Source organism: Microbulbifer sp. ABF4_148 (assembly GCF_056158985.1).
On the sequence record NZ_JBSWUI010000001.1, the window covers coordinates 1,956,066 to 1,975,539 of the forward strand.

The following is a 19,474-nucleotide window of genomic DNA, read 5'->3' on the forward strand; positions in this document are numbered from 1 at the left end:
CAAACATTAACACAAAAGCTGCTCCGCGCTGGCTGCGCCTGCGCTGGGCGTTAACTTATATAGAGGTAATCGAGAATGAATAAGAATATATTGATTTCAGTGGCTCTTGGATTCGCAGCGACTGGAGCTATGGCAAATGATAAATATCAGTCGGAATATGACGAGTACTTTGATAATCAAGAAATTAATCGAGATGTAGTCCTCGGGTCTTTCAAGCGTGATGGAGAAAAACATTCCAATCTGGAAGGTCCGCTGAGAAGTGATCATGAGGCTTGTTTGGGTGCTTCATTTCAGGGTGTAAAATTGTATTTTGGAGACCGTAAAGTTTCAGACCCGTACTCACTCCTTCAATTTTCTCTAGATAATAAATTAGAAGTAGTAACAATGATGCTTACTAAGAAGGATATTGACTCAAAATTTACGGCGCCAGACTTCAAGAAAAATCTAAAAACCGTTGTCGCAAAGGACAAAGAGCGTAAAGCTTGTCTTCAGCAAAAAGGCTGGTCCTTTGCAAGGTAAGTTAACAATGCCAGGCAGTATGCTCCGGGCCTCCGGCCCTCCGCGGGACAGCTTACCTTGTGCACGTTTTGCGCGGGTCGCTGCGCTCCCATTTTCGCGCAAATCGCGCACAAGGTAAGCTGCCCCTGCTGGCGGCGTTAACCCTTGGGGTGTGCAATGTCAATTATGGCACTGGTTTTCACTGAATTATTTTTCGTAGATTATAATTTTCGATGGAAGGCTGAGGAGCTAGTTAGTAAGACAATTTCAGGTGAACTTTGGCCGTTTTCCCCAAATGATTCTAAGGCCTTTGAGGATATTTTTGGTTACGTTGAAGATGGCGGTAAGTGCTCTATTCAATCGTATTCGAAGACAGAAAATAAGAAATTTGTAACTGTAGAGGTTTATTGTGAGAATCAGAACACTGTATTTCTGTTGTTCACTGTTGAGAAGAAAGATAATAAACTTCAGATAGCAAGTTACTCCCTGGTCGCCAAAGGTTAACAAGGCAATGCAGCGCGACATTCAAAGCTATGCACCTTTTGTGTATGTTCGCTTCGCTCACATTTTATACACAAAAGCCGCTCCGCTTTAAATGCGGCTGATTGCGGCGTTAAGTGGCTTTAGAGAGTATGCGCAAACCTTCGAGATTTATGCCAAAGTATGTCGAGAAACCAACTGGTATTTCAGGTTGGCTGATTACTTTTGCTTTTATTTTGATGCTATCCTGGTTTATCTACAAAGTCCCTGTAATTCTCGCGATTGTGCCAGTATTAGTTGCTCTCGAATTAAAAAACTCCAAAGATAGAAAATCCCACTTTTCAAAACTACAAGAAGATCGTAGTAAAGATTCAATTTGTACTTTTTCTCGTCATTTTGACTGTAAATCGATTGATACGTGGGTAATTCGTGCTGTCTATGAGCAGCTCCAAAACTATATCAGTTCAGACAGCAGCGATTTCCCAATAAAGCCAACAGATGATGTATTCAAAGATCTTCTGATAGATGATGATGACTTTGAAATGGACATAGTCGAAGAAATCGCACAACGTACAGGAAGAACGTTAGACCATGCAGAAAATAACCCATATTATGGTAAAGCTAATGTGGTCGAGAATTTGGTGTACTTTTTCAATGAACAGCCAGTCGCCACTTAACAAGCAGCAGCAACCGACCGTCCAAAGTGTCACTCAAATTGCTGCGCAATTACGTGCCACTTTAGCCGGCGGCTGTGCTGGGCGTTAACTGTTCAGTAAGATTATGACCGCATCAGACATTCTTATTTCGATTTTAATTGCCTTGATCGTAAATCTGGCTACACCATTGATTCGTCGGTGGCTCATATCTGGGTTTACACAATTTAAAGTTAAGGCTGGCGCTACTGGTGTAAGAATACTCAACACAAGACTTCGGCAGCTCGAATCGAGTTTGACTTGGTATGAGTCAAAAAGTGATTTACGAGAACTTTTGAAATGGCTACTTCCCAAGGTTTTCGAGCAAATCGTGTTTCTATGGCTGCTGCTTCTATTGCCGTATTTTATGGAAATTGCATCTGGTTTCTGGGAAATTCCGGAAGCAATAGCCAAGGGTGGTCTTTATGGGGTGGTCGGTCTTTGCACTCGCTACTTTGTTTCCTTTTTAGTCATTATGACAATGGCACAAAAGGCTATTTTCTTCTCCGAAACTAAAGACGTACTTACCAAGCAAATTGACGAAGTAACTGAGAAGCTCGGTGCCACAAACAGTTAACAAACGCAGGCAGTTTGCTCCGGCCCTTCGGGCCTCCGCGGGACGCCCAACGCTGTGCACCTTTTGTGCGGGTCGCTGCGCTCCCAGTTTCGCACAAAAGGTGCACAGTATTGGTCGCTGATCTGTAACCACTTTTGTGGACGGTATTTACTGTTCATGAAAGAGGTCCAGAATGGGACAAACGAAAAAGCGTAACTACGACCGTTACACATTGGCTTATAAGCTACAGGCCGTTAAGTTGGCCAATCATCCTGACGTTAGGTCAAAGGATGTGGCAGAATCCCTCGGCATACATCCGGTGATGCTATATCGGTGGCAGATGGAGCATCGCAGGGGAGATCTGAAGGAAAATAAGCACATGAAGCCGAGCAAGCCGTCACCGAAACGTCGTCCCGATAGAGCTGATCCAGTAAAAGAAGCAGAAGAGAAGCTGGCTGCTGCAGAGAAGAAAATTAAGAAGTTGGAGCGCGAACTGGCAAATCGCAATGATGAGATCGATTTGCTAAAAAAGGCCGAGCGGTTCTTCCAGCGGAAAAAGTAAAGCTCTTCGAGCTGGTTGAGAAGAACCGCAAAGGGCGGGATGTAAGAAAGCTCTGTAACCTATTAGGCGTATCGAAGAGCGGCTTCTATGCCTGGCGCAGTCGCGAAGAGAGTGAGCGACGTAAGCACGATCGGCGCCTTACTGACGCCATTGTAGAGCTGCATCAGGGGTTCCGGAAGGCTTACGGTGCGCGCAGAGTACATCAGCAGCTGAAGCGTAACGGCCTACCGTGTAGTGTTAGGCGCGTATCGCGGCTGATGAAATGCGCAGGTATCAAGGCCTCTAGCAGAGGGCTCTACACCTGGAACCCAGGCAAGCATGAATTTTACTCGGCGACAGGCAATCAACTTGGAGTAGCTGATCCCGCGGATTCCGTCGGTCGCCAGTGGGCCGGAGACTTTACTTATATAAAGACCGGAACTGGCTGGCTATATCATGCCGTTGTGATCGACTTGTTTACGAGATCGGTGATTGGCTGGTCCTTCAGTAGGAAGCGTAATAGCGAGCTGACGAAGAGTGCCCTAAAGATGGCCTTGGCGCGCCAGAAACCAAAGGCTGGCTGTATATTCCATTCTGACCAGGGAATTGAATATGCCGCACATGAGTATCGAGAGCTTGTTGAGTCGGCAGGGATGACAAGGAGTATGAGCCGAAAGGGCAATCCGCTGGATAATGCCATCGTTGAATCGTTCTTCCACAGTATGAAGACAGAACTTGTCCATCAGCGGATGTTTCAGAACGAAATCGATGCAGTGGCTCATATCATCGAATACATAGAGTTCTATAACCGAGAGCGGCTCCACTCCAGTCTCGGCTATCAATCGCCCTCAGAGTATGAAAAACTGGCGGCATAAAGTGTCCACGAAAGTGGTAGCAGATCATGCCGGTTATTAGAGCGTTAGAAATTCTTAGGAAGGTGATTTTGATTGATGAATTAACAAAAACTATCAGGGCTCAGCTTCATGAAAGAGTGAGTAGCCCATTACTTGCCACATTTAGCCTCGCGTGGTTGGCATGGAATTATAAATTTGTTCTCATTCTCGTTACGGCCGTACCGCTAGAAGATAAGTTTGAGTTAATAGATTCAGTTGCGTTCCCATCATTAATGTCTGTGCTGCTTAGTGGTTTGGTATACCCACTAATAACTGCTTTAGCTTTGATCTTTATTTATCCAATGCCAGCGAAGTACGTTTACGAATACGCTAAAAATAGGCAAAAAGAGCTTAAGGAGATACAGCAGAGAATTGACGATGAGACACCGTTAACTAAGGAGGAGGCTCGAGCTATAAGAAAGGAGGCTTTAAAGCGAACGATAGAGCTTGAGGAAGAGCTTGAAAAGCAAAGTTCAAATGTCGAGCGTCTGAAAGAGATAATTAGGGACTTAGAAGAAAAGAGTGTCAGTAATAAAAATCCTAGAAATTTCTCAGTAAAAAGAAATCCAAGAGCGTCCGAAGGAAATATCAATAGAAGTAACATATTGGTCACAGCTGAAAAATTCATAGAGGAGTCAATAAAAAATCATATAACAAGTAATTATTCGGCTGAAGCTGCAAAATTTTTAGTAGACGTGAGAGATGGTAAGCTTAACGTTTATATTTTGCCGGCGGGCGTCGAGGGTAAGTCCAATAGCTATCAATATGACTATAAAATTCCTGAAGACGATGATCTGTCACCAGTAGTGAGTGATCTTCAAAAGAAGTTGGATCAAGACGTGAAATCTTTGCTTAGTGCATAAAAAATTTCTAACAATCGGCTGCACAGCGACCAATCTTCCACCGCTTCGCGGCTCCAGATCGGCGCGTGAACCGGGCGTTAACACATGAAATACATCGTAATTTTAGGGCTAATAATTTTCTGCTCTCCAGCATTGGCCACAAAATGCTGGACTCAATCTCAAAATGAGTTGGTAGCTAACAGCGTCGGTAAAGATGCGTTTGAGTTTGCTATTGAAAGGGCCCAGTTTATCTTCGTAGGAAAGGCGAAGAACGTTCAAAAAACGATCTACGAACAAGAGGGTGCAGAGCCCCGAGTTCTCACAGTGGAAGCAGAATTCGAGGTTGAAGAAGCTATAAAAGGCAACGTTTCTGGTGAGCTAGTTACTAAAAGTGATGACATTTGTGCTTGTAAGTATCAATTTGAGCCCGGAATTACATATTTGGTAGTAGCCGGTAAGTACAAGAATAAATTGCAAGTTTATAGTTGCGAGTACATTAGTCCAGTAGATCAATCAAGGGTCGCAGATGCCCGCAGGATCATAGGTGTTAACAAAGCCAGGCAGTAAAGCTCCGGGCTTCCGGCCCTCCGCGGGACAGCCTACCTTGTGCACGTTTCACGCGGGTCGCTGCGCTCCCATTATCGCGCAAAACGCGCACAAGGTAGGTTGCTGATCTGTAACCACTTTTATGGGCAGTATTTACTGTTCATGAAAGAAGCTCAGAATGGGACAAGCAAAAAAGCCTAACTACGACCGTTACACATTGGCTTATGAGCTGCAGGCCGTTAAGTTGGCTAGTCATCCTGACGTTGGGTCAAAGGATGTGGCAGAATCCCTCGGCATAAATCCGGTGATACTATATCGGTGGCAGAGGGGGTTGAATGGGCTTCGGTCCTATAGATTCTTTGAGCAGAACCTAATTATAAAAATATGGTTTATGAGTAAATTTATTAAGTGTCAAATATGAAGAATATTGTCAATTCGGCATTGCTTTCGATTTCCATCTTTAGTTCAGCAGTTGGGGCTCAGAATTTTCCAAAGAAAGATATCGAAAACTTACTAATCCAAAGATTCGAGCAGCTTGCAGGCGGATACTACGTGAATGAGAACTGCAAGTTTATATCCGGTGACGAGAAGAATACCTATATCGGTATGCTGTCCCAGGTAAATATTTATGCACAAAAATTGGTTGGTCGAGAGATCATTATCTTCCAGCAGAAGAGAGGTAAATTAGGTGCATCGGGTGGTCTTTACAAGGAATGCGGAGACGGAGCTAAGAATTTTTTCGAGGCAGCCAGGCTGTTAACCGAAATGTTTTACGATGACCTGGTGGTTCCACAAGAAACCTAGTGTTACGAGATGGTTAAATGCACGATCTTCGGTGTCCGGCGTAAGATTGGCTCTCCCGTGCGGTGTGAGTTGTGTACTAGAAAATGATTGAGAGAGATATGAAAAAATTCGTCAGGCTCACAGTAACTGTGTGTATTGCTATTATATCGGGAAATACAGTGGCTGAGATGAGGGAGCTTCAAACCTCTGTTCTTCATAATTACGATCATCCAGAGATTGTAATAAAATTTGATGATCAATTTGACGTTGAAGATGATATTCAGGTCATCTTGGCAAGCTTCGAAGAGGCGGTGTCGACTGGGACGGTCTATAAAGATGGCCAAACTTTACAGCTTGGTCCCATGCTAAATAAATTCTCCAAAATGGATGACGGGAGGATTCAATTACTCGAGCCAGATATGACTTCATGGCCTATCAAGTATACTCCCGGGCTGAGTAAGAGTATGCACTATCTTCGCCAGCAGAAATTTGTTGTAGAAAGCTTTAATGAAAGCCTGGCAATGAGCTTTCCCTTAATCGTTAGTGCGATGTTTGTGCATAAGGATTATAAGACGCTGGATAAACTCGTGCTAAGGCGAGTAAAAGGGCAGGGTCGGGTAACCGGGTGGTGGCTTTTTCCTGCTGCCGGTAAAGGAGAAGATTCTAATTACATTGGTGTCTCCATATATGAGCTGGCACAAAATCGTCCAGACCTGATTAAGTATCTCGCTTTGCCGGAGGGTACGTTGATGCGGATTTCAAACGGTGTTTTCGATCAAGGGCGGGTGGGAGCAAGCCGACTTACTGTAAAGGATGGCTCCTATCTCGCAACACTGGAGTAGGTTTATAAGAGTGTCTTGTAGTGCACCCACCAACGTTGCGCTGCGTTCTTGGGCTCGTTAAGTGATTTTTAGTGGCCGAACTTGAGCTGCTACTTGGTCTTCCTGAGTGGTGTGCTATGTAAAAATTAAGCGTGCAGGCCTGTCATCGCTCCGTTGGTGAAAGTGGCCATTCGACAAGTTCCAAAATGATTAAACATATGAAGGGCTGTATCTTTTTCGTTTCAATACTTTTCTATTCAATACAGGCTTCTGCGGAAGTAGATCCAGATAGGCAGGCGTTGGAGTTGATCGTCCAGGATTTTGGCGATGCGATCATTGAGAGGGATGAAGAAAAATTCTTGGGGCTCTTTTTGGAGGAGGGCGTGTCTTGGGTCGGTGTGTACTCAGACGAGAGCATCGGTTTTTTGCAAAGCAAGGTCGATCTGGACAGAGAGAATGGAAAAGAAGTAGAGGATGTTAAGAAAACATTCCACAGTACCCCGAAGGAATTTATACAGTGGGTTTCATATGGAAATGGTCAGTATCAGGAAAGGTTCGAGAATGTAAAAATATTGCACGATAAAGATGTGGCTATCATCTACTTTGACTACGAGTTTTACTTTGGTGATAAGAGGATGAACTGGGGCGACGAGAGTTGGCACCTGGTTAAGACAGAGAGTGGCTGGAAAATACACTCAGTCAATTTTTCCATTACATTTGGGTAGGCTCGTAGTTGACACAAGGCTAGTGCGTTAGTTGTGATTCACACTATCTGGGCTTTGGTGCAAGATGAAGAAACCCAGTGTTTTAATGCTGTTCGGAATGCTGGCCGCTGGATCCGTCCGGTTGAAGCGAGTGATCCAGAATTTTCTGAACGTTGCTAAAAGCTGTTCTAATAAGGTCTCTCGCTTTGCGTTGGTTCTTCGTCTCTTTGCCGGTGGTTTGCCTTTTTAAGTATGTTGCTTGGGTGTTTTCCCGACTATTTTTACAGGCGGCGTGAGGGGTTAGCGCTATTTGCTGCCCGAATTGGATCTTCAATGAAGGAGAGGAACGCATGAAAGTACACTATTTGGAAATTGTTTCACAGGACGTTAGTGCAGTGTGTGAGGCCTACCAGGCCGCTCATGGCGTCAGGTTTGGTGAACCGGATGCGTTGCTCGGTGGAGCAAGAACCTGCAAATTAGCGGATGGGAGTATTGTTGGGGTTCGGGGACCGCTACGAGATTCAGAAAAGCCGGTCGTTCGGCCCTATTGGCTGGTTGATGATATCGAGAAAGCCGTAGATCTTGTGAAGGCTCAAGGGGCAGAGGTTGCGGTGCCTCCGATGGATATCCCTGGTAGGGGGAAATTCGCCATCTATATCAATGGCGAAGTGGACCATGGGTTGTGGCAACTTTGAGGTTGTGATGCATGGTGGGCCCAGTCCGTTTGCTGTGTTATTCGGAATCTTTCCAGTGCGGCTCTATTTTTTTGAAGCTTAATGCCGATCGTTACGATAACGGGTACTGTTCATCGAAGTTAATCCAATGAAGAAAACTCTCGCAACATTGCAGTTAATACTCGGCTACTTTCTACTATGTCTATCCGTGATTTCTCATATAAATAGCTATGGATGCTTTGTAGGCGGCGATAGCTGCGGCACTTTCGAAGGGCTGGTCGCCCTCTACGGTATTGTATTCGGGGTATCGTTTTTGGCCGCTGGCCTGATGCTTCGATATTTTCAGGCATGGCATGCATGGCTTGGTCAGCTGTTATTATGTTATGTGATCATATTTTCACTAACAGTAAAATAAATGATTGTAACAGGCTGTTGATCGGTAGCGGTCAATGGTGCTTGCGGATAAACAGGGGCCGCACGGAGAACTCTTGATCTACCGGCTCTGGGCTTTTCCTGCTGGTGCGAACGGAATGATGCTTGGGCTCGATGATAAAAGTCTCGGGACGCTGGATAATAAACAATATATAACCGCAAGCTGACAGCTGGCACCTATGATTTTCAGATGAAAGCCAATGGTAGCCGGTCTTCGAGCTTGATTGTCTTTTTAGAACCGAATGAAAGGGTTTGCCTTAGAAGTCGAATTAACCCGGCCGTCATTTGGGTTGTGACCATCCCTCAGCGCGCAAATGCTGTCTCATGGTTTGAGTTGAGCGAGATTGAGTGCCCGTTGAGCATGCGGAGCTAGCGTACGCATAGCCTTTGTCAGATGCCGCATTGAATCAACCAAAGTGTAATTTTCTCTATCGAGCCCTCTTTTTTGCGGGATCTCGTATATCTCGCGTATCGGCTCTCAGTTCAGTATCAGCCTACGACGGCTTGATGGCGGGCCAGACCAAGCCGGCTCTTAAGCCCAGCAGCAAAATAACAAAGGACATCTCTAGCGCGAGGAACACGCCAATCGGATGGTTTGGCACACCGCTAATCATCAGGTAGATGAGATAGGCCATAGCAGCCAGGTTTCCCGCAAGTGTCAACGTGAGTGCGTCGCTCCGCGCTCGCCAGAGGGGCTTGCAGAGGAAGAGATTCAGTGCGGCGGTGGCTGCGAGCATCGCGCCGGGTAGGACCAGAAGCGCTCGTCGTAGTATGGCCGTACCTTCATCAGTTACCTGCGGCCAGACAGCCACAAAGTGGCCGCGGGCCCCAAGGAAAAGGAATATTGCCAGAATGACTGCGCCGACGGCGGCGAGACGGTATAGCGCATTGGGTTGCTTAGCTGTATTAAAACTAGAAGCCGACATCACGCTCTCCTGCGGTAGCTAGCCCACATTCATAGGCAAATACCACGGCCTGGGCGCGGTCACGCAGTCCGAGTTTGGAGAGCAAGCTGGAAACGTGGGTTTTGACGGTTGCCGGGCCTATAAACAGGGCCTCGGCAATTTCGGCATTGCTTTTGCCCGCGGCGATGGCCTCAAGGACTTCGCGCTCCCGGGCAGTCAGGCGCTCCAGACGTTCGGCCAGGTTACGTCCGGTCCCCATCTTCTGCGCAAATTGGCTGATCAGGCGCTGGGTGATACCGGGTGCGAGCATCGCACCGCCTTCCGCGACGGTGCGAACTGCCTCTACCAGTGATTCGGGCGGAATGTCCTTGAGGACGAAGCCGCTGGCGCCTGCGCGCAGTGCGCGAAATACGTATTCATCGGGATCGAAGGTGGTCAGGATAATCACACGGCAAGTTGCATCGCTGGCTTCCAGAATACGTGCGGTTGCTTCCAGTCCATCCATCTCCGGCATGCGGATATCCATCAGGATGATATCCGGTTTGTGCGTACTGACGGCCTCGATTGCCTCGAGGCCGTTACCCGCCTCGGCGACGACCTCGATATCGGGCTCGTTATCCAGTACCAGGGCAAAGCCGCGGCGTACCAGCGCCTGGTCATCCACTACCATCACTCGCAACATTATGTTCTTCTCATTCCTGTGGGTAATTGCGCAGAAACTTCAAAACCACCGCGATCATCCGCCCCGGCGTTTAACTTGCCACCGAGTAGTTCCGCGCGCTCGCGCATACCGGTAATTCCATGTCCACCGCCCGGTTGCCCTTGAGAGGGTGTTTCCACTGTCGGTCGCTCACCCGAGCTGTTGCCGTCATCGCGAACAAGAATCATGACACTGTCGTTGTCTATGCGCACACGCACTTGCACCCGCGCGGCAGCGCCGACATGCTTGATCACGTTAGTGAGGGATTCCTGCACGATACGATAGGCGGCCAGGGCGACGCCGTTGGGCACATCCTCCAGCACACCGTGAATTTCGTAGTCGACTTCGCTCAATACTTCCCTGACTTTTTCGATCAGGGTGGGAAAGTCTGTGAGATCTGGTTGCGGGGTAAGCGCAGTCTTTTCGCTGGCCGGGCGAAGTACACCCAGTAATTGGCGCATCTCTGTCATGGCCTGGCGGCCAGCAGCTTCCACGGACGCCATGGCTTCGCTGGCAGCTTCCGGATTATTGCGGCTGATGGCCCTGGCGGCACCGGCCTGTACGGTCATCAGGCTCACCTGATGCGCGACCACATCATGCATCTCGCGTGCGATACGGGTGCGCTCGGCCGCCACGGCACGTTCGGATTCGGCGTTGCGCTCGCGCTCAAGGTATTCCGCTCGTTCTTCCAGCAAGCGCAGGTATTCGCCGCGAAAACGCAATCGGCGGCCGATATACCACAAGGCCCATACCAGCATCACCGTCACCGTGCCGGAAGCCGTAGGCTGGACCAGAAGCCCCTGATCAACTGCCACAAAAATGAGCGTGGCGATCACCCCAATAAAACTGGCCCGGGTATTGGCTTCATAACGGCCAAGGCTATACAGCGAAACGGCCATCGCGACGATGCCATCGGCTGGCAAGCCCAGCTCCAGCAGTACTGTTGCCGCGAGAACAACGGCATGCACCTGCCAGGGGTGCGTCCGGCGCCACAACAGGGCAAAGCAGCCGACAAACGCACACTGGAAAGCAATCACATCCCACAGGCTCTGTAAGGCGAGCACCTCGCGGACGCCGGTGCGCGACCACATTAGCAGCGTCAGCAATAACATGAGCAGGGCGATGAGCAGGTCGGTCAGGTGCGGCCAGCGTTCAAAAGGCCCACGGAACGGTTGCCATACCGGGAGTGTGGGTAGTCCGGGACTGGTACTGGGTGAATGCGATGCGGATGTCTTGGGGGACGGCGATTTCATTCCTGCATGCTAAACCAGGCACGTCCGACTGTCATGGCACCTGCGGGGGAGGCGGGGGCGGGGGCATCTCCACCTTTTGGGGGAGAGCAGATTCCTGCCTGTGACGGATGTGCAGGAACCTACAAAAGCGGAACATGCCCGGCAGATTCATTCAGCCCAAGCGCGCTACCTAATCGTCTGGAGAAACCCCATGAACGACGCAGTACTCAGCCAAACTCTGCCGCGGCCAATTGATACCCGGCGGGCCGTTAACCTGTCGGTAAAAACCTGGTTCACGGTCGCGGCCATCGGCCATGCCATCTTCTTTGCCTACATTCTGGCCGTATTCTACCCACCGATTGCAGAGTCCGGGCTATACGGCCTGAAGGGCCTGCATCTGCCGGCGGGATTCCGTGAGGGCGATACACTGGGTAACCTGGCCTCGGTCAGCCATGTGCTGTTGGCGGCGATTGTGATTGGCGGTGGCCCTCTGCAGCTGGTGCCCTCTATCCGCCGGTATGCGCCCACTTTTCATCGTTGGCTGGGACGCAGCTATTTGCTGGCAGCGGTGATCAGCAGCGCCGGTGGGTTGTACATGACCTGGACCCGGCACACCATTGGCAATCTGGTGTCGCAGATAACCATTACCATCGACGGCATACTAATTCTGGTGTTCGCATTTCTGGCGGTCCGTACGGCCATGCGCAAGCGGTTCACCGAGCACCGTCAATGGGCCTTGCGCCTCTTTATGGCCGCCAGCGCAGTCTGGTTTTTCCGCGTAGCCCTGATGGGGTGGGCAATGCTCACCGGCGGGTGGGGGATCGACTGGAAATCCTTTACCGGCCCCTTTCTGTATGCTTTGGGTTTCGGTCAGTACCTGCTGCCGCTGGCCATGCTGGAGTGGTACTTCCATTGCCAGAAGCGTGAAGCCGGGCAGGGTACCCAGATTGCCTTTGTCAGTACACTGATACCGCTCACCGTGTTTATGGCCATCGGTATCTTTGCTGCGACCTTGGGTATGTGGCTGCCGCGGATCTAGGTTCGCGTGGGCGGGTTGGCGCGCAATGCATCTTTAAGGGTGCGCCGACCAACCACAATTCATCAATTTAGGTTCCCTGGAGCAACTCTGATCGTTGCGATCCTTTAAAAATAAGCAGCAAATCTATCTATGCGAGATAAAAACTTGCAAATCTAGGCTGTTTTTATTGCTTTGAGTGTGGCTATATATTTAATAGTTAACGCAAACCAAAAAAAATATACAAAGGCTGGCCCCGAATATTTTGCGAGCTTCAATACAATACAACCGCTCGGAGAAAAGTTGCCGGCATAAAAGAGCGTTTGGCGAGCTATTCAATAGGCGTAAAGTACGTTGCCCCCGTTTTGAGAAAGCAGCCCAGTCTCTGGGTGCAAAGTCAATGCACACTATGGACAGAGCCAGATTTGAGAAGTCTGGGTGTTGGTCATACCAATAAGATCAAGTCGGACTAAGAATGGCGGGCCGAGCGGGCGCCATTGCTTGATGGCCGCTGAGGCCTTCTCTCAGTCATCGCTATGGTCTTCGAAATCAGCACAATTTTGAGAGAAAAGGATTTTTTGTATGAGCCCTATCGATCAGGAATCAGGTGTGAAAGTCCGATTTGATAGTATTGATGCCTTAAGAGGCTTCGCATTACTTGGCGTTGGTTTTGCGCATCTCCTGGAGCAATATCTGGCTGCGCCAGCACCTGCGTGGATCTCGTCCGTCGCCAATTTGACGCTGGCCGATCAAATTGTTGGTGGGATCACTCAAACCTTCGTCGTTGGAAAGTTCTATATATTATTTTCCTTTTTGTTCGGCCTGAGCTTTTTTATGCAGATAGAGAGGCCGTTCCGACAGCGTGAGCCGTATGTTGGGCGATTCTTGAAAAGGCTGTTTTTCCTGTTTTTGTTTGGTTGGATTCATCATTGGATATATCGGGGAGATATCCTGACGACGTATGCGGTTCTCGGTGTGTTACTGCTGCTAATCCATTCGCTGTCCAATCGTAATCTGCTAATCATTTCTGCCTTGCTGTTTTTAGGCGCGGGGAAATATTTCAGTTTTATTTTGCCGTTATCGTCTTTGGATGCCTTTTCGGCTGACCAGCCATCGATGGTGAACTACTATGAAGTGATTTCTTCAGGCAGTCTGCTGGATTTGGCTCTGACCAATAATACTGGCGCGCTTGAGGGCCTGTTGGCTTTTCAGTATGGGATTTTTGGCAGGGGCTATATGACATTTGGCCTGTTCTTGCTGGGGGTAATGATCGGCAGGTCAGGCTTGCTTCAAAACCTCGCTGAAAATAAGGCGTTAATCAAGAAGACCCTATATTTCTCTATTGCCGCAATGGTAGTTTTTTCAGTGGCGACCGGTGTAGTTTTTTCATTGCTCAGTCAGCCTCTGGCGTTTAATACCTGGCAAGAGGCGATCGCTCTGAGCATATACGACCTGTCAAGCCTCGCGACCTCCTTCGTTTATGGGTGTTCATTTCTACTACTGGTTCAAACTCGAGTCTGTTCGCGTCTAGTGAAGTGGTTGGCGCCTTATGGAAGAATGGCGTTGACCAACTATCTGTTGCAATCGTTGATCGGTTGCTTCTTGCTATATGGCTGGGGTCTGGGGCTGATCGGTCAGCTTCAAAATACGCAGCTTGCTCTACTGGCGATAGCCTTGGCCCTTTTCCACATTGTGATTAGCCGGATTTGGATGCGAAACTTTCACTTCGGCCCGCTGGAATGGGTGTGGAGAATGGCCACCTTGAACCAGCGAATTCCGATTCGTCGCAGACCTGAGCAAGCTGAACTCGGAAATTTGGAACCGGCTGCAAATTCATGATGATTTGCGGACGTCAGGTTGCTGTCCGGGCCCGTTCGAACGGCGAGTTTGGGGGGGAGCGGGGCAATGGCTTGCGGCAAATGCGGTATTTTGTAAATGGGTGGGCGCTACGCTGTCAGCATGCCAAATCCTCCGAGTTTTGCATTGAAACATGGAATATTTCGAAGTAGAGCGCAGTGAGGTCCCTGAGAGTCTGCTGTTGCAAGCGGATCCGTCTGAGCGTCGTATCCGATCCTATCTCGAAGGGGCCTGGTGTTTCGCTGCAAAAGAGAAAGACCAGATAATTGGCGCTTGCGTAGTGAAACCTACTGGCGGCGATAGGGCTGAGATCTTCAATATTGCCGTTTGTCCCAAGAATCAGCAGCGCGGGACTGGCTCTGCGTTATTGCGGTTTGTCCTGGCTGAGTTGGCCAGCAAGCGCATATCCAGAGTGGAGCTGGGCACGGGTACTTTTGGTTATCAGCTCGCGTTCTACCAACGAGCAGGGTTTCGGGTCGAGACTGTGGTGAAGGACCACTTTCTGGATCACTACCCTGAACCGCTCTTTGAGAACGGTATACAGCATAAAGATATGCTGCGTTTGTATCTGGATATCTCATCTCCCCCATAAGATAGGGACCGTAAACTACCAGGACGCAGGCGTGTTGATACGCCTGGATGTGGCTCTGGCTCCATGGAATTTGAACTTCTCTCCGAGACTTACTTCGAAAAGCTTGACCAGTTTGAGCGCGAGAACAGGGTATGGTTTGAAACCCTGATCGAAGCGAGACCGGAAGCTTTCTATTCAGAGTCAGGTGTGCGTCGGCATATACAGGATTGTGTCGCTCTGGAGAAGGCCGGGCGACTGGTGCCACTCATACTGCTTCACGGTGGTGAAATTATCGCCAGGGCCAATCTGAAAGCGATCTGTACTAAATCCGGGGTGGCCGAGGTTGGATATCGAGTCGCCGAAGCCCAGATTGGGAGAGGGGTGGCGAGCCGATGTCTGGCAGAGCTGATTCAAGTAGCAGGTTTACGCTTCGGCCAATTGCGGTTGCGTGCGCAGGTACTGGACAACAATTCGGGGTCTCGCCGGGTACTGCAGAAGCATGATTTTACCGCGGTGCGTTACGAGTCGGATTTCGCAGTGGTCAATGGTGATATGCTTGGCTGCACATTGATGGAGCGGCGTCCTGACTAGTCGGCTATCTCCAGGTTCTGGCGCATTACTCTGACGGATACGAGGTTCTCATGTCTTTTCCAGCCCGGCTCGGTATGCCTTCTCTCTTGTTCTGTCTCTTTTCTCTCGGCGTCGCGGGTACTGATGCCCAAGCTGCGCAGACCCAGGCACGCGCGGATTGGGTTACCGCCTGTACGGACTGGGATGATTGGGACAAACCCGGCCCCGCGTTCCAGGTTTTTGGCAATACCTACTACGTGGGCACCTGTGGTATCTCGACGATTCTGGTGACGGGTGATTCCGGCCACGTACTGATCGATGGGGGCACAGAAGCGGGTGCAGAGGTGATCGCAGCGAATATCCAGTCGCTGGGGTTCTCTCTTGAAGATATCAAGGTACTGCTGCACAGCCACGAGCATTTCGATCATGTCGCCGGGCTGGCCAAACTTCAACAACTGAGTGGGGCATATCTGCTGGCCTCCAAAGACGCGGCACCGGTTTTGCGTTCTGGCGTGACTGCGGATGTCGATCCGCAAGCGGGTATGCATGAGCCTTTTCCACCCGCGAGGGTTGACGGACTCGTTACCGAAGGTAAAAAAGTCCAGCTTGGCGATCTGGCGCTGACTCCGGTAGCGACCCCGGGACATACTGCAGGGGCGCTGAGCTGGCAGTGGAATTCTTGTGAAGAAGACCTATGCGTGTCCATCGTCTATGCCGATAGCCTGTCACCGATCAGCCGTGACGGTTACCACTTTGGTGATCATCCCGAGTATGTTGCCAGATACCAGCAGGGCCTGGAGAAACTCGCGAAACTGCAATGCGACATAATCCTGGCGCCACACCCTTCCGCCAGCAAGATGCGTGAACGACTCCAATCTTCTACTGGCCTGACCGACCCAAACGGTTGTGCTGACTATGCTCAGAAAGTTTCCCAGAGACTGGAGAAACGTCTGGCGCATGAAAAGCAGCCCGATGGAGAGCACTAGTCGAATTGTTCCTCGTGAAATAACAGGCCTTGCCGCGCTGCTTCCCGCCTTAACTGCTTGCCAAGTTGTTTGGGCCCACAAAAGTAGATATGCACCGGTGTCTTCGGATGTTCGCTCCGTAGCTTTGAGAACACCTGAGCCCAGTCTGGGCGGCCGGTCTGTGTTCTCGCCTGCAGCCCGGTTAAGGCATCTTTATCGTGATTGCCCCAGTAGGCATTGAACCCGATCTGCAGCAGCAGGTTCGACAGGTTCAGTTTCAGGCGCGTCAGGTGGATGGTGCCTTTGAACCGGGACTCTCCCAGTTTGGCTTCGGCCTGGTGAATCAGGTCGATAAACCAACTGTAGGATCGCTGGGAGCGGTTGAGCCAGTGAAAATACAGCTGTCCCGGGGTGTTTCGCATCGACTTCAAGAAGGAGTGAATCACTGACGCAAAAGGCGTGACGCCAATCCCACCTGCGATCAAGACGGCTACTGGCGCCCGGTAGAAACCAGAAGTCGGTGCTGCATAGGGACCATCAATGTAGGCCGTCCACTTCTGCCGGTCTTTGTGTTTCTTGTTGGCCAGATTATTCAGTGCCGCTGTCCAGTTGCCCGCATGACGCACATGGATATCAATACGATCAGACTCCGGCGCTGCACTGAGGGTAAAGGGATGCCATTGCCAACGAGAGATCGCGGGGATGCGCACGCGAACATAGTCGCCGGGGACAAACTTGAAGTGCTTGCCGCGCTTGAACTTTACCTGGGTGACCCGTTCGGAGAGGGGTTTGAGCTCAGTGATCTCCACGCGCTTGTAACGGAAGAAGAAGCGTATCAGTGCATCGATCAGCAGCAGCGTGGCAACTGGCGCAAACCACAGCCAGAAGTGCGGCGCATGGAGGAGCAGTGCAACCATGAATGGCGCATATAGCAAGTGGGTGAGCACGAAACGCTCATAGTTCGCCTTTCTGCGCTGGGCACTTCGCCACATCAGAAGCAGGCAAACTGTGATCGCCACGCCGGTAAGGCCGACGGTCGTGGCAAACAGGTTTTCTGCGAGTGCCTGATCGGTTTGCACATAATTCACGATATGCGCGGCGATATGTATTCCCGAGAACAGGATGATGGCGTAGCCGAAGAGACGGTGCGCGTCGGTCAGCCGGTCCAGGGGCAACAGCTTGTGGATAGCGCTGTGCCGCAGGAAGCTGAGAATACTGAGCAGCATAGGGATCAGGATGAGTGCGGCATTGAGGTTCAGGCAAGCACCCCCGCCGCGTGCAATCTGCACAGCAAGGCTTGCGCCTTCCTCTGCATAGCGGGCCATCGCATTGGTAAACAGATAGGCGTTCGCCGCAATGTAAGCGAGGAGCCACAGGCCTGGTACTAGTGAGACATGCAGGGCTGCATTGATGCGTCTCGTGAAGTCCGCAACCGGGTGGTTCGATTTTTTTCGCCGTGGCTTTTCTCCGAGTAATTGTCGGAGAAAGTGGTCGAGCTGTTGGGTCAGGTCGGGAAAATGTTCAAAGAGTGCTTCGAAATCTCGCACGTTGAGGCTGTGCTTCTTGACCTGTGCGGCATCGAGTACACTCTGCACCATCTCATCGAGCGTGTCCTGTGACAATGCCAGATCCTGTTCTGACAGGCTCGTGGACAAAATGGATCGAAGCTCCTCACGGGTGAGCTTGCCATCGTCGTCCACGTCGTAACAACGGAACAAAAATGCGATTCGGTCCGTGCCTTTCAGGGAAAGGACAAACTCCCGGAATTCGTTGTGGTCGATATAGCCCGAGCCATCGCTGTCGATGACGGTAAACATGCGTCTGGCGAGAAAGTCACTATCCACAGATAGTGCTTTTTTCCAGTCGGAATAATCGATGAGTTCGTCGTTGCCCGCGAGCTTCCGGTAGGCACGCTTGATTAAGCGATTGGTTCGCCAGCCCATTGTCGATTCCCCGTTGTACCAGGTTCGATCAAATACGGCAGATCTTATTAGTATGAAATTTGGTCGATTATCTGGTGTGGGTGCGTTATTTTCAACCACTTTGGTGTCTGATACGCGGCGATATCGTGGTCGGCTCCGAGTGAGTCGATGCACGTATCAGTGGCGCGTTCGTTTGAACTGAGGCGCGAGTACCAAGTAGCCTAAGGTTCTGCTCGTGTGGCTCGCAGGCGAGGTTAGAATGTTGAGCTGGCGAGGTGGATAAGAAATCGATGGGCACTGTGCGGGGGAGTTTGGTTGTGGCGAGTCTGGAAACGGTCAACATCAGGCAGGTGAGACCTGCGGACGCTGGCGCCATCACGCGTATTTACAATGCCTATATCCAGTCGACGACAGTGACGTTCGAGCTGGTCCCCGTGTCCGTAGAAGAAATCATCGCTCGAGTCGAAGCAGTAACGCGTTCCGGATTTCCCTGGTTAGTACTGGAAACAACTGACGGTGTGCAGGGCTATGCCTATGCAACGCGCTGGCGTGAGCGAGAAGCTTATTGTTTCTCTGTGGAATCGACGGTCTACCTCGATGCTCCTGCCAAAGGGAAGGGTTGGGGGACTCGATTGTACGCTGCGTTGTTGTCAGAGCTTGAGATGATGGGCGTTCATGTTGTGATTGGCGGTGTCACACTCCCCAACGCGGCGAGTGTCGCTTTGCATGAAAAGTTGGGTTTTATTCAGGTCGCCCAGTTCAAAGAGGTTGGGCGGAAGTTCGACCAGTGGCTGGATGTTGGCTACTGGCAAGTGACGCTGCCCATCGGTGATGCAGACTCCTAGTACATCGTCCCATTAATCAGCAGGAGGTATCGACTCCCAATGTACGCGGTAATTTTCCGAGCAAAAATACGACAGCTGGACGATGAGTACACACTCACTGCGGCGGCGATGCGTCAGTTGGCTTTTGATCGATATGGATGCATCGACTTTATTGCGGTCACCGAGGGTGATGATGAGGTAGCGATATCCTACTGGCCTTCGGAGGAGGCCATTCGTGCCTGGAAGCAGGATCCGGAGCATCAGCTTGCCCAGGCCCAGGGGCGCAGCCAGTGGTATCGGTCTTATTCTGTAGAAATCGTGGAGGTCCAGCGCCGCTACGCGTCTCCCTAGTTGGGCGCAGGTGTCACCTCTGACCTCCACTTTTCCCCATTGTGGCCGCGATATACAGCCGTGGTCCGCGCTTCTATACTGGTTGCCCGCAAAACAGGAG

The 19,474-nt window shown here is 50.4% G+C and carries 24 protein-coding genes; 20 read left to right on the forward strand and 4 right to left on the reverse strand.

What is annotated here, in order from left to right; genetic code table 11:
• Positions 1 to 75 precede the first annotated feature (75 nt).
• From ACXAD0_RS08440 to ACXAD0_RS08500, 13 genes are all read left to right on the forward strand, one after another.
• Positions 76 to 519, forward strand: coding sequence for a hypothetical protein (locus tag ACXAD0_RS08440; RefSeq protein WP_475087932.1), 444 nt, complete (start codon positions 76 to 78; stop codon positions 517 to 519).
• A 156-nt stretch (positions 520 to 675) separates the two neighbouring features.
• Entirely contained in the window at positions 676 to 1,002 is a 327-nt protein-coding gene (locus tag ACXAD0_RS08445) for a hypothetical protein (RefSeq protein ID WP_475087933.1), read from the forward strand.
• Between the two features lie 113 nt (positions 1,003 to 1,115).
• Positions 1,116 to 1,655, forward strand: a complete 540-nt coding sequence (locus ACXAD0_RS08450) for a hypothetical protein (protein ID WP_475087934.1) — start codon at positions 1,116 to 1,118, stop codon at positions 1,653 to 1,655.
• Positions 1,656 to 1,758: 103 nt separating this feature from the next.
• Positions 1,759 to 2,247: a hypothetical protein gene (locus ACXAD0_RS08455; RefSeq protein WP_475087935.1), complete on the forward strand. Its 489-nt coding sequence runs from the start codon at positions 1,759 to 1,761 to the stop codon at positions 2,245 to 2,247.
• Positions 2,248 to 2,419: 172 nt separating this feature from the next.
• On the forward strand, positions 2,420 to 2,788 hold the full coding sequence (locus ACXAD0_RS08460; protein WP_475087012.1) for a transposase: 369 nt from the start codon (positions 2,420 to 2,422) through the stop codon (positions 2,786 to 2,788).
• An 11-nt stretch (positions 2,789 to 2,799) separates the two neighbouring features.
• On the forward strand, positions 2,800 to 3,642 hold the full coding sequence (locus ACXAD0_RS08465; RefSeq protein ID WP_475090346.1) for an IS3 family transposase: 843 nt from the start codon (positions 2,800 to 2,802) through the stop codon (positions 3,640 to 3,642).
• Between the two features lie 26 nt (positions 3,643 to 3,668).
• The gene (locus tag ACXAD0_RS08470; RefSeq protein WP_475087936.1) at positions 3,669 to 4,523 is read left to right on the forward strand and encodes a hypothetical protein; all 855 of its coding nucleotides are present in this window, start codon (positions 3,669 to 3,671) and stop codon (positions 4,521 to 4,523) included.
• Positions 4,524 to 4,607: 84 nt separating this feature from the next.
• Positions 4,608 to 5,069, forward strand: a complete 462-nt coding sequence (locus tag ACXAD0_RS08475; protein ID WP_475087937.1) for a hypothetical protein — start codon at positions 4,608 to 4,610, stop codon at positions 5,067 to 5,069.
• Positions 5,070 to 5,226: 157 nt separating this feature from the next.
• Entirely contained in the window at positions 5,227 to 5,469 is a 243-nt protein-coding gene (locus tag ACXAD0_RS08480; protein ID WP_475087938.1) for a transposase, read from the forward strand.
• The gene (locus ACXAD0_RS08485; protein WP_475087939.1) at positions 5,466 to 5,852 is read left to right on the forward strand and encodes a hypothetical protein; all 387 of its coding nucleotides are present in this window, start codon (positions 5,466 to 5,468) and stop codon (positions 5,850 to 5,852) included. The genes ACXAD0_RS08480 and ACXAD0_RS08485 overlap by 4 nt, the downstream gene beginning before the upstream one ends.
• Before the next feature lie 98 nt (positions 5,853 to 5,950).
• Entirely contained in the window at positions 5,951 to 6,673 is a 723-nt protein-coding gene (locus tag ACXAD0_RS08490; protein WP_475087940.1) for an immunity protein Imm33 domain-containing protein, read from the forward strand.
• A gap of 197 nt (positions 6,674 to 6,870) precedes the next feature.
• On the forward strand, positions 6,871 to 7,377 hold the full coding sequence (locus tag ACXAD0_RS08495) for a hypothetical protein (protein ID WP_475087941.1): 507 nt from the start codon (positions 6,871 to 6,873) through the stop codon (positions 7,375 to 7,377).
• 329 nt (positions 7,378 to 7,706) lie between these two features.
• Positions 7,707 to 8,051, forward strand: coding sequence for a VOC family protein (locus tag ACXAD0_RS08500; RefSeq protein ID WP_475087942.1), 345 nt, complete (start codon positions 7,707 to 7,709; stop codon positions 8,049 to 8,051).
• Positions 8,052 to 8,956: 905 nt separating this feature from the next.
• On the opposite strand, the gene ACXAD0_RS08505 is transcribed toward ACXAD0_RS08500, so the two are convergent.
• From ACXAD0_RS08505 to ACXAD0_RS08515, 3 genes are read right to left on the reverse strand one after another with little or no spacing between them, the layout of a single operon-like run.
• Positions 8,957 to 9,388 carry a hypothetical protein gene (locus ACXAD0_RS08505; protein WP_475087943.1) on the reverse strand — a complete coding sequence of 144 codons (432 nt, stop codon included), beginning with the start codon at positions 9,386 to 9,388 and terminating at the stop codon, positions 8,957 to 8,959.
• Positions 9,375 to 10,049, reverse strand: a complete 675-nt coding sequence (locus ACXAD0_RS08510) for a response regulator (RefSeq protein ID WP_475087944.1) — start codon at positions 10,047 to 10,049, stop codon at positions 9,375 to 9,377. The genes ACXAD0_RS08505 and ACXAD0_RS08510 overlap by 14 nt, the downstream gene beginning before the upstream one ends.
• Positions 10,049 to 11,320, reverse strand: a complete 1,272-nt coding sequence (locus ACXAD0_RS08515) for a sensor histidine kinase (RefSeq protein WP_475087945.1) — start codon at positions 11,318 to 11,320, stop codon at positions 10,049 to 10,051. The genes ACXAD0_RS08510 and ACXAD0_RS08515 overlap by 1 nt, the downstream gene beginning before the upstream one ends.
• Positions 11,321 to 11,510: 190 nt before the next feature.
• On the opposite strand from ACXAD0_RS08515, the gene ACXAD0_RS08520 reads away from it, so the two are divergent.
• From ACXAD0_RS08520 to bla, 5 genes are all read left to right on the forward strand, one after another.
• Positions 11,511 to 12,338, forward strand: coding sequence for a DUF2306 domain-containing protein (locus ACXAD0_RS08520; protein WP_475087946.1), 828 nt, complete (start codon positions 11,511 to 11,513; stop codon positions 12,336 to 12,338).
• 558 nt (positions 12,339 to 12,896) lie between these two features.
• On the forward strand, positions 12,897 to 14,153 hold the full coding sequence (locus tag ACXAD0_RS08525; protein ID WP_475087947.1) for a DUF418 domain-containing protein: 1,257 nt from the start codon (positions 12,897 to 12,899) through the stop codon (positions 14,151 to 14,153).
• Between the two features lie 151 nt (positions 14,154 to 14,304).
• Positions 14,305 to 14,763: a GNAT family N-acetyltransferase gene (locus tag ACXAD0_RS08530; protein ID WP_475087948.1), complete on the forward strand. Its 459-nt coding sequence runs from the start codon at positions 14,305 to 14,307 to the stop codon at positions 14,761 to 14,763.
• A gap of 63 nt (positions 14,764 to 14,826) precedes the next feature.
• The gene (locus ACXAD0_RS08535) at positions 14,827 to 15,333 is read left to right on the forward strand and encodes a GNAT family N-acetyltransferase (protein ID WP_475087949.1); all 507 of its coding nucleotides are present in this window, start codon (positions 14,827 to 14,829) and stop codon (positions 15,331 to 15,333) included.
• A gap of 50 nt (positions 15,334 to 15,383) precedes the next feature.
• Complete coding sequence (bla, locus tag ACXAD0_RS08540) at positions 15,384 to 16,298, forward strand: subclass B3 metallo-beta-lactamase (protein ID WP_475087950.1); 915 nt, start codon at positions 15,384 to 15,386, stop codon at positions 16,296 to 16,298.
• On the opposite strand, the gene ACXAD0_RS08545 is transcribed toward bla, so the two are convergent.
• Entirely contained in the window at positions 16,295 to 18,220 is a 1,926-nt protein-coding gene (locus tag ACXAD0_RS08545; protein WP_475087951.1) for a ferric reductase-like transmembrane domain-containing protein, read from the reverse strand. The genes bla and ACXAD0_RS08545 overlap by 4 nt on opposite strands.
• A 296-nt stretch (positions 18,221 to 18,516) precedes the next feature.
• Here ACXAD0_RS08545 and ACXAD0_RS08550 point away from each other — a divergent pair, with 296 nt between their 5' ends.
• A complete protein-coding gene (locus ACXAD0_RS08550; protein WP_475087953.1) occupies positions 18,517 to 19,044 on the forward strand; it encodes an arsinothricin resistance N-acetyltransferase ArsN1 family B in 528 nt (175 codons plus the stop codon).
• 39 nt (positions 19,045 to 19,083) lie between these two features.
• Positions 19,084 to 19,374: an antibiotic biosynthesis monooxygenase family protein gene (locus tag ACXAD0_RS08555; protein WP_475087954.1), complete on the forward strand. Its 291-nt coding sequence runs from the start codon at positions 19,084 to 19,086 to the stop codon at positions 19,372 to 19,374.
• Positions 19,375 to 19,474: the final 100 nt, after the last annotated feature.

What these genes read in the sequence shown, in the direction of transcription:
- ACXAD0_RS08440 (WP_475087932.1), top strand. Translation starts at nt 76, where the DNA reads ATGAATAAGAATATATTGATTTCAGTGGCTCTTGGATTCGCAGCGACT.
- ACXAD0_RS08445 (WP_475087933.1), top strand. Translation starts at nt 676, where the DNA reads ATGTCAATTATGGCACTGGTTTTCACTGAATTATTTTTCGTAGATTAT.
- ACXAD0_RS08455 (WP_475087935.1), top strand. Translation starts at nt 1,759, where the DNA reads ATGACCGCATCAGACATTCTTATTTCGATTTTAATTGCCTTGATCGTA.
- ACXAD0_RS08460 (WP_475087012.1), top strand. Translation starts at nt 2,420, where the DNA reads ATGGGACAAACGAAAAAGCGTAACTACGACCGTTACACATTGGCTTAT.
- ACXAD0_RS08470 (WP_475087936.1), top strand. Translation starts at nt 3,669, where the DNA reads ATGCCGGTTATTAGAGCGTTAGAAATTCTTAGGAAGGTGATTTTGATT.
- ACXAD0_RS08475 (WP_475087937.1), top strand. Translation starts at nt 4,608, where the DNA reads ATGAAATACATCGTAATTTTAGGGCTAATAATTTTCTGCTCTCCAGCA.
- ACXAD0_RS08480 (WP_475087938.1), top strand. Translation starts at nt 5,227, where the DNA reads ATGGGACAAGCAAAAAAGCCTAACTACGACCGTTACACATTGGCTTAT.
- ACXAD0_RS08485 (WP_475087939.1), top strand. Translation starts at nt 5,466, where the DNA reads ATGAAGAATATTGTCAATTCGGCATTGCTTTCGATTTCCATCTTTAGT.
- ACXAD0_RS08490 (WP_475087940.1), top strand. Translation starts at nt 5,951, where the DNA reads ATGAAAAAATTCGTCAGGCTCACAGTAACTGTGTGTATTGCTATTATA.
- ACXAD0_RS08495 (WP_475087941.1), top strand. Translation starts at nt 6,871, where the DNA reads ATGAAGGGCTGTATCTTTTTCGTTTCAATACTTTTCTATTCAATACAG.
- ACXAD0_RS08500 (WP_475087942.1), top strand. Translation starts at nt 7,707, where the DNA reads ATGAAAGTACACTATTTGGAAATTGTTTCACAGGACGTTAGTGCAGTG.
- ACXAD0_RS08505 (WP_475087943.1), bottom strand. Translation starts at nt 9,388, where the DNA reads ATGTCGGCTTCTAGTTTTAATACAGCTAAGCAACCCAATGCGCTATAC.
- ACXAD0_RS08510 (WP_475087944.1), bottom strand. Translation starts at nt 10,049, where the DNA reads ATGTTGCGAGTGATGGTAGTGGATGACCAGGCGCTGGTACGCCGCGGC.
- ACXAD0_RS08515 (WP_475087945.1), bottom strand. Translation starts at nt 11,320, where the DNA reads ATGAAATCGCCGTCCCCCAAGACATCCGCATCGCATTCACCCAGTACC.
- ACXAD0_RS08520 (WP_475087946.1), top strand. Translation starts at nt 11,511, where the DNA reads ATGAACGACGCAGTACTCAGCCAAACTCTGCCGCGGCCAATTGATACC.
- ACXAD0_RS08525 (WP_475087947.1), top strand. Translation starts at nt 12,897, where the DNA reads ATGAGCCCTATCGATCAGGAATCAGGTGTGAAAGTCCGATTTGATAGT.
- ACXAD0_RS08530 (WP_475087948.1), top strand. Translation starts at nt 14,305, where the DNA reads ATGGAATATTTCGAAGTAGAGCGCAGTGAGGTCCCTGAGAGTCTGCTG.
- ACXAD0_RS08535 (WP_475087949.1), top strand. Translation starts at nt 14,827, where the DNA reads ATGGAATTTGAACTTCTCTCCGAGACTTACTTCGAAAAGCTTGACCAG.
- bla (WP_475087950.1), top strand. Translation starts at nt 15,384, where the DNA reads ATGTCTTTTCCAGCCCGGCTCGGTATGCCTTCTCTCTTGTTCTGTCTC.
- ACXAD0_RS08545 (WP_475087951.1), bottom strand. Translation starts at nt 18,220, where the DNA reads ATGGGCTGGCGAACCAATCGCTTAATCAAGCGTGCCTACCGGAAGCTC.
- ACXAD0_RS08555 (WP_475087954.1), top strand. Translation starts at nt 19,084, where the DNA reads ATGTACGCGGTAATTTTCCGAGCAAAAATACGACAGCTGGACGATGAG.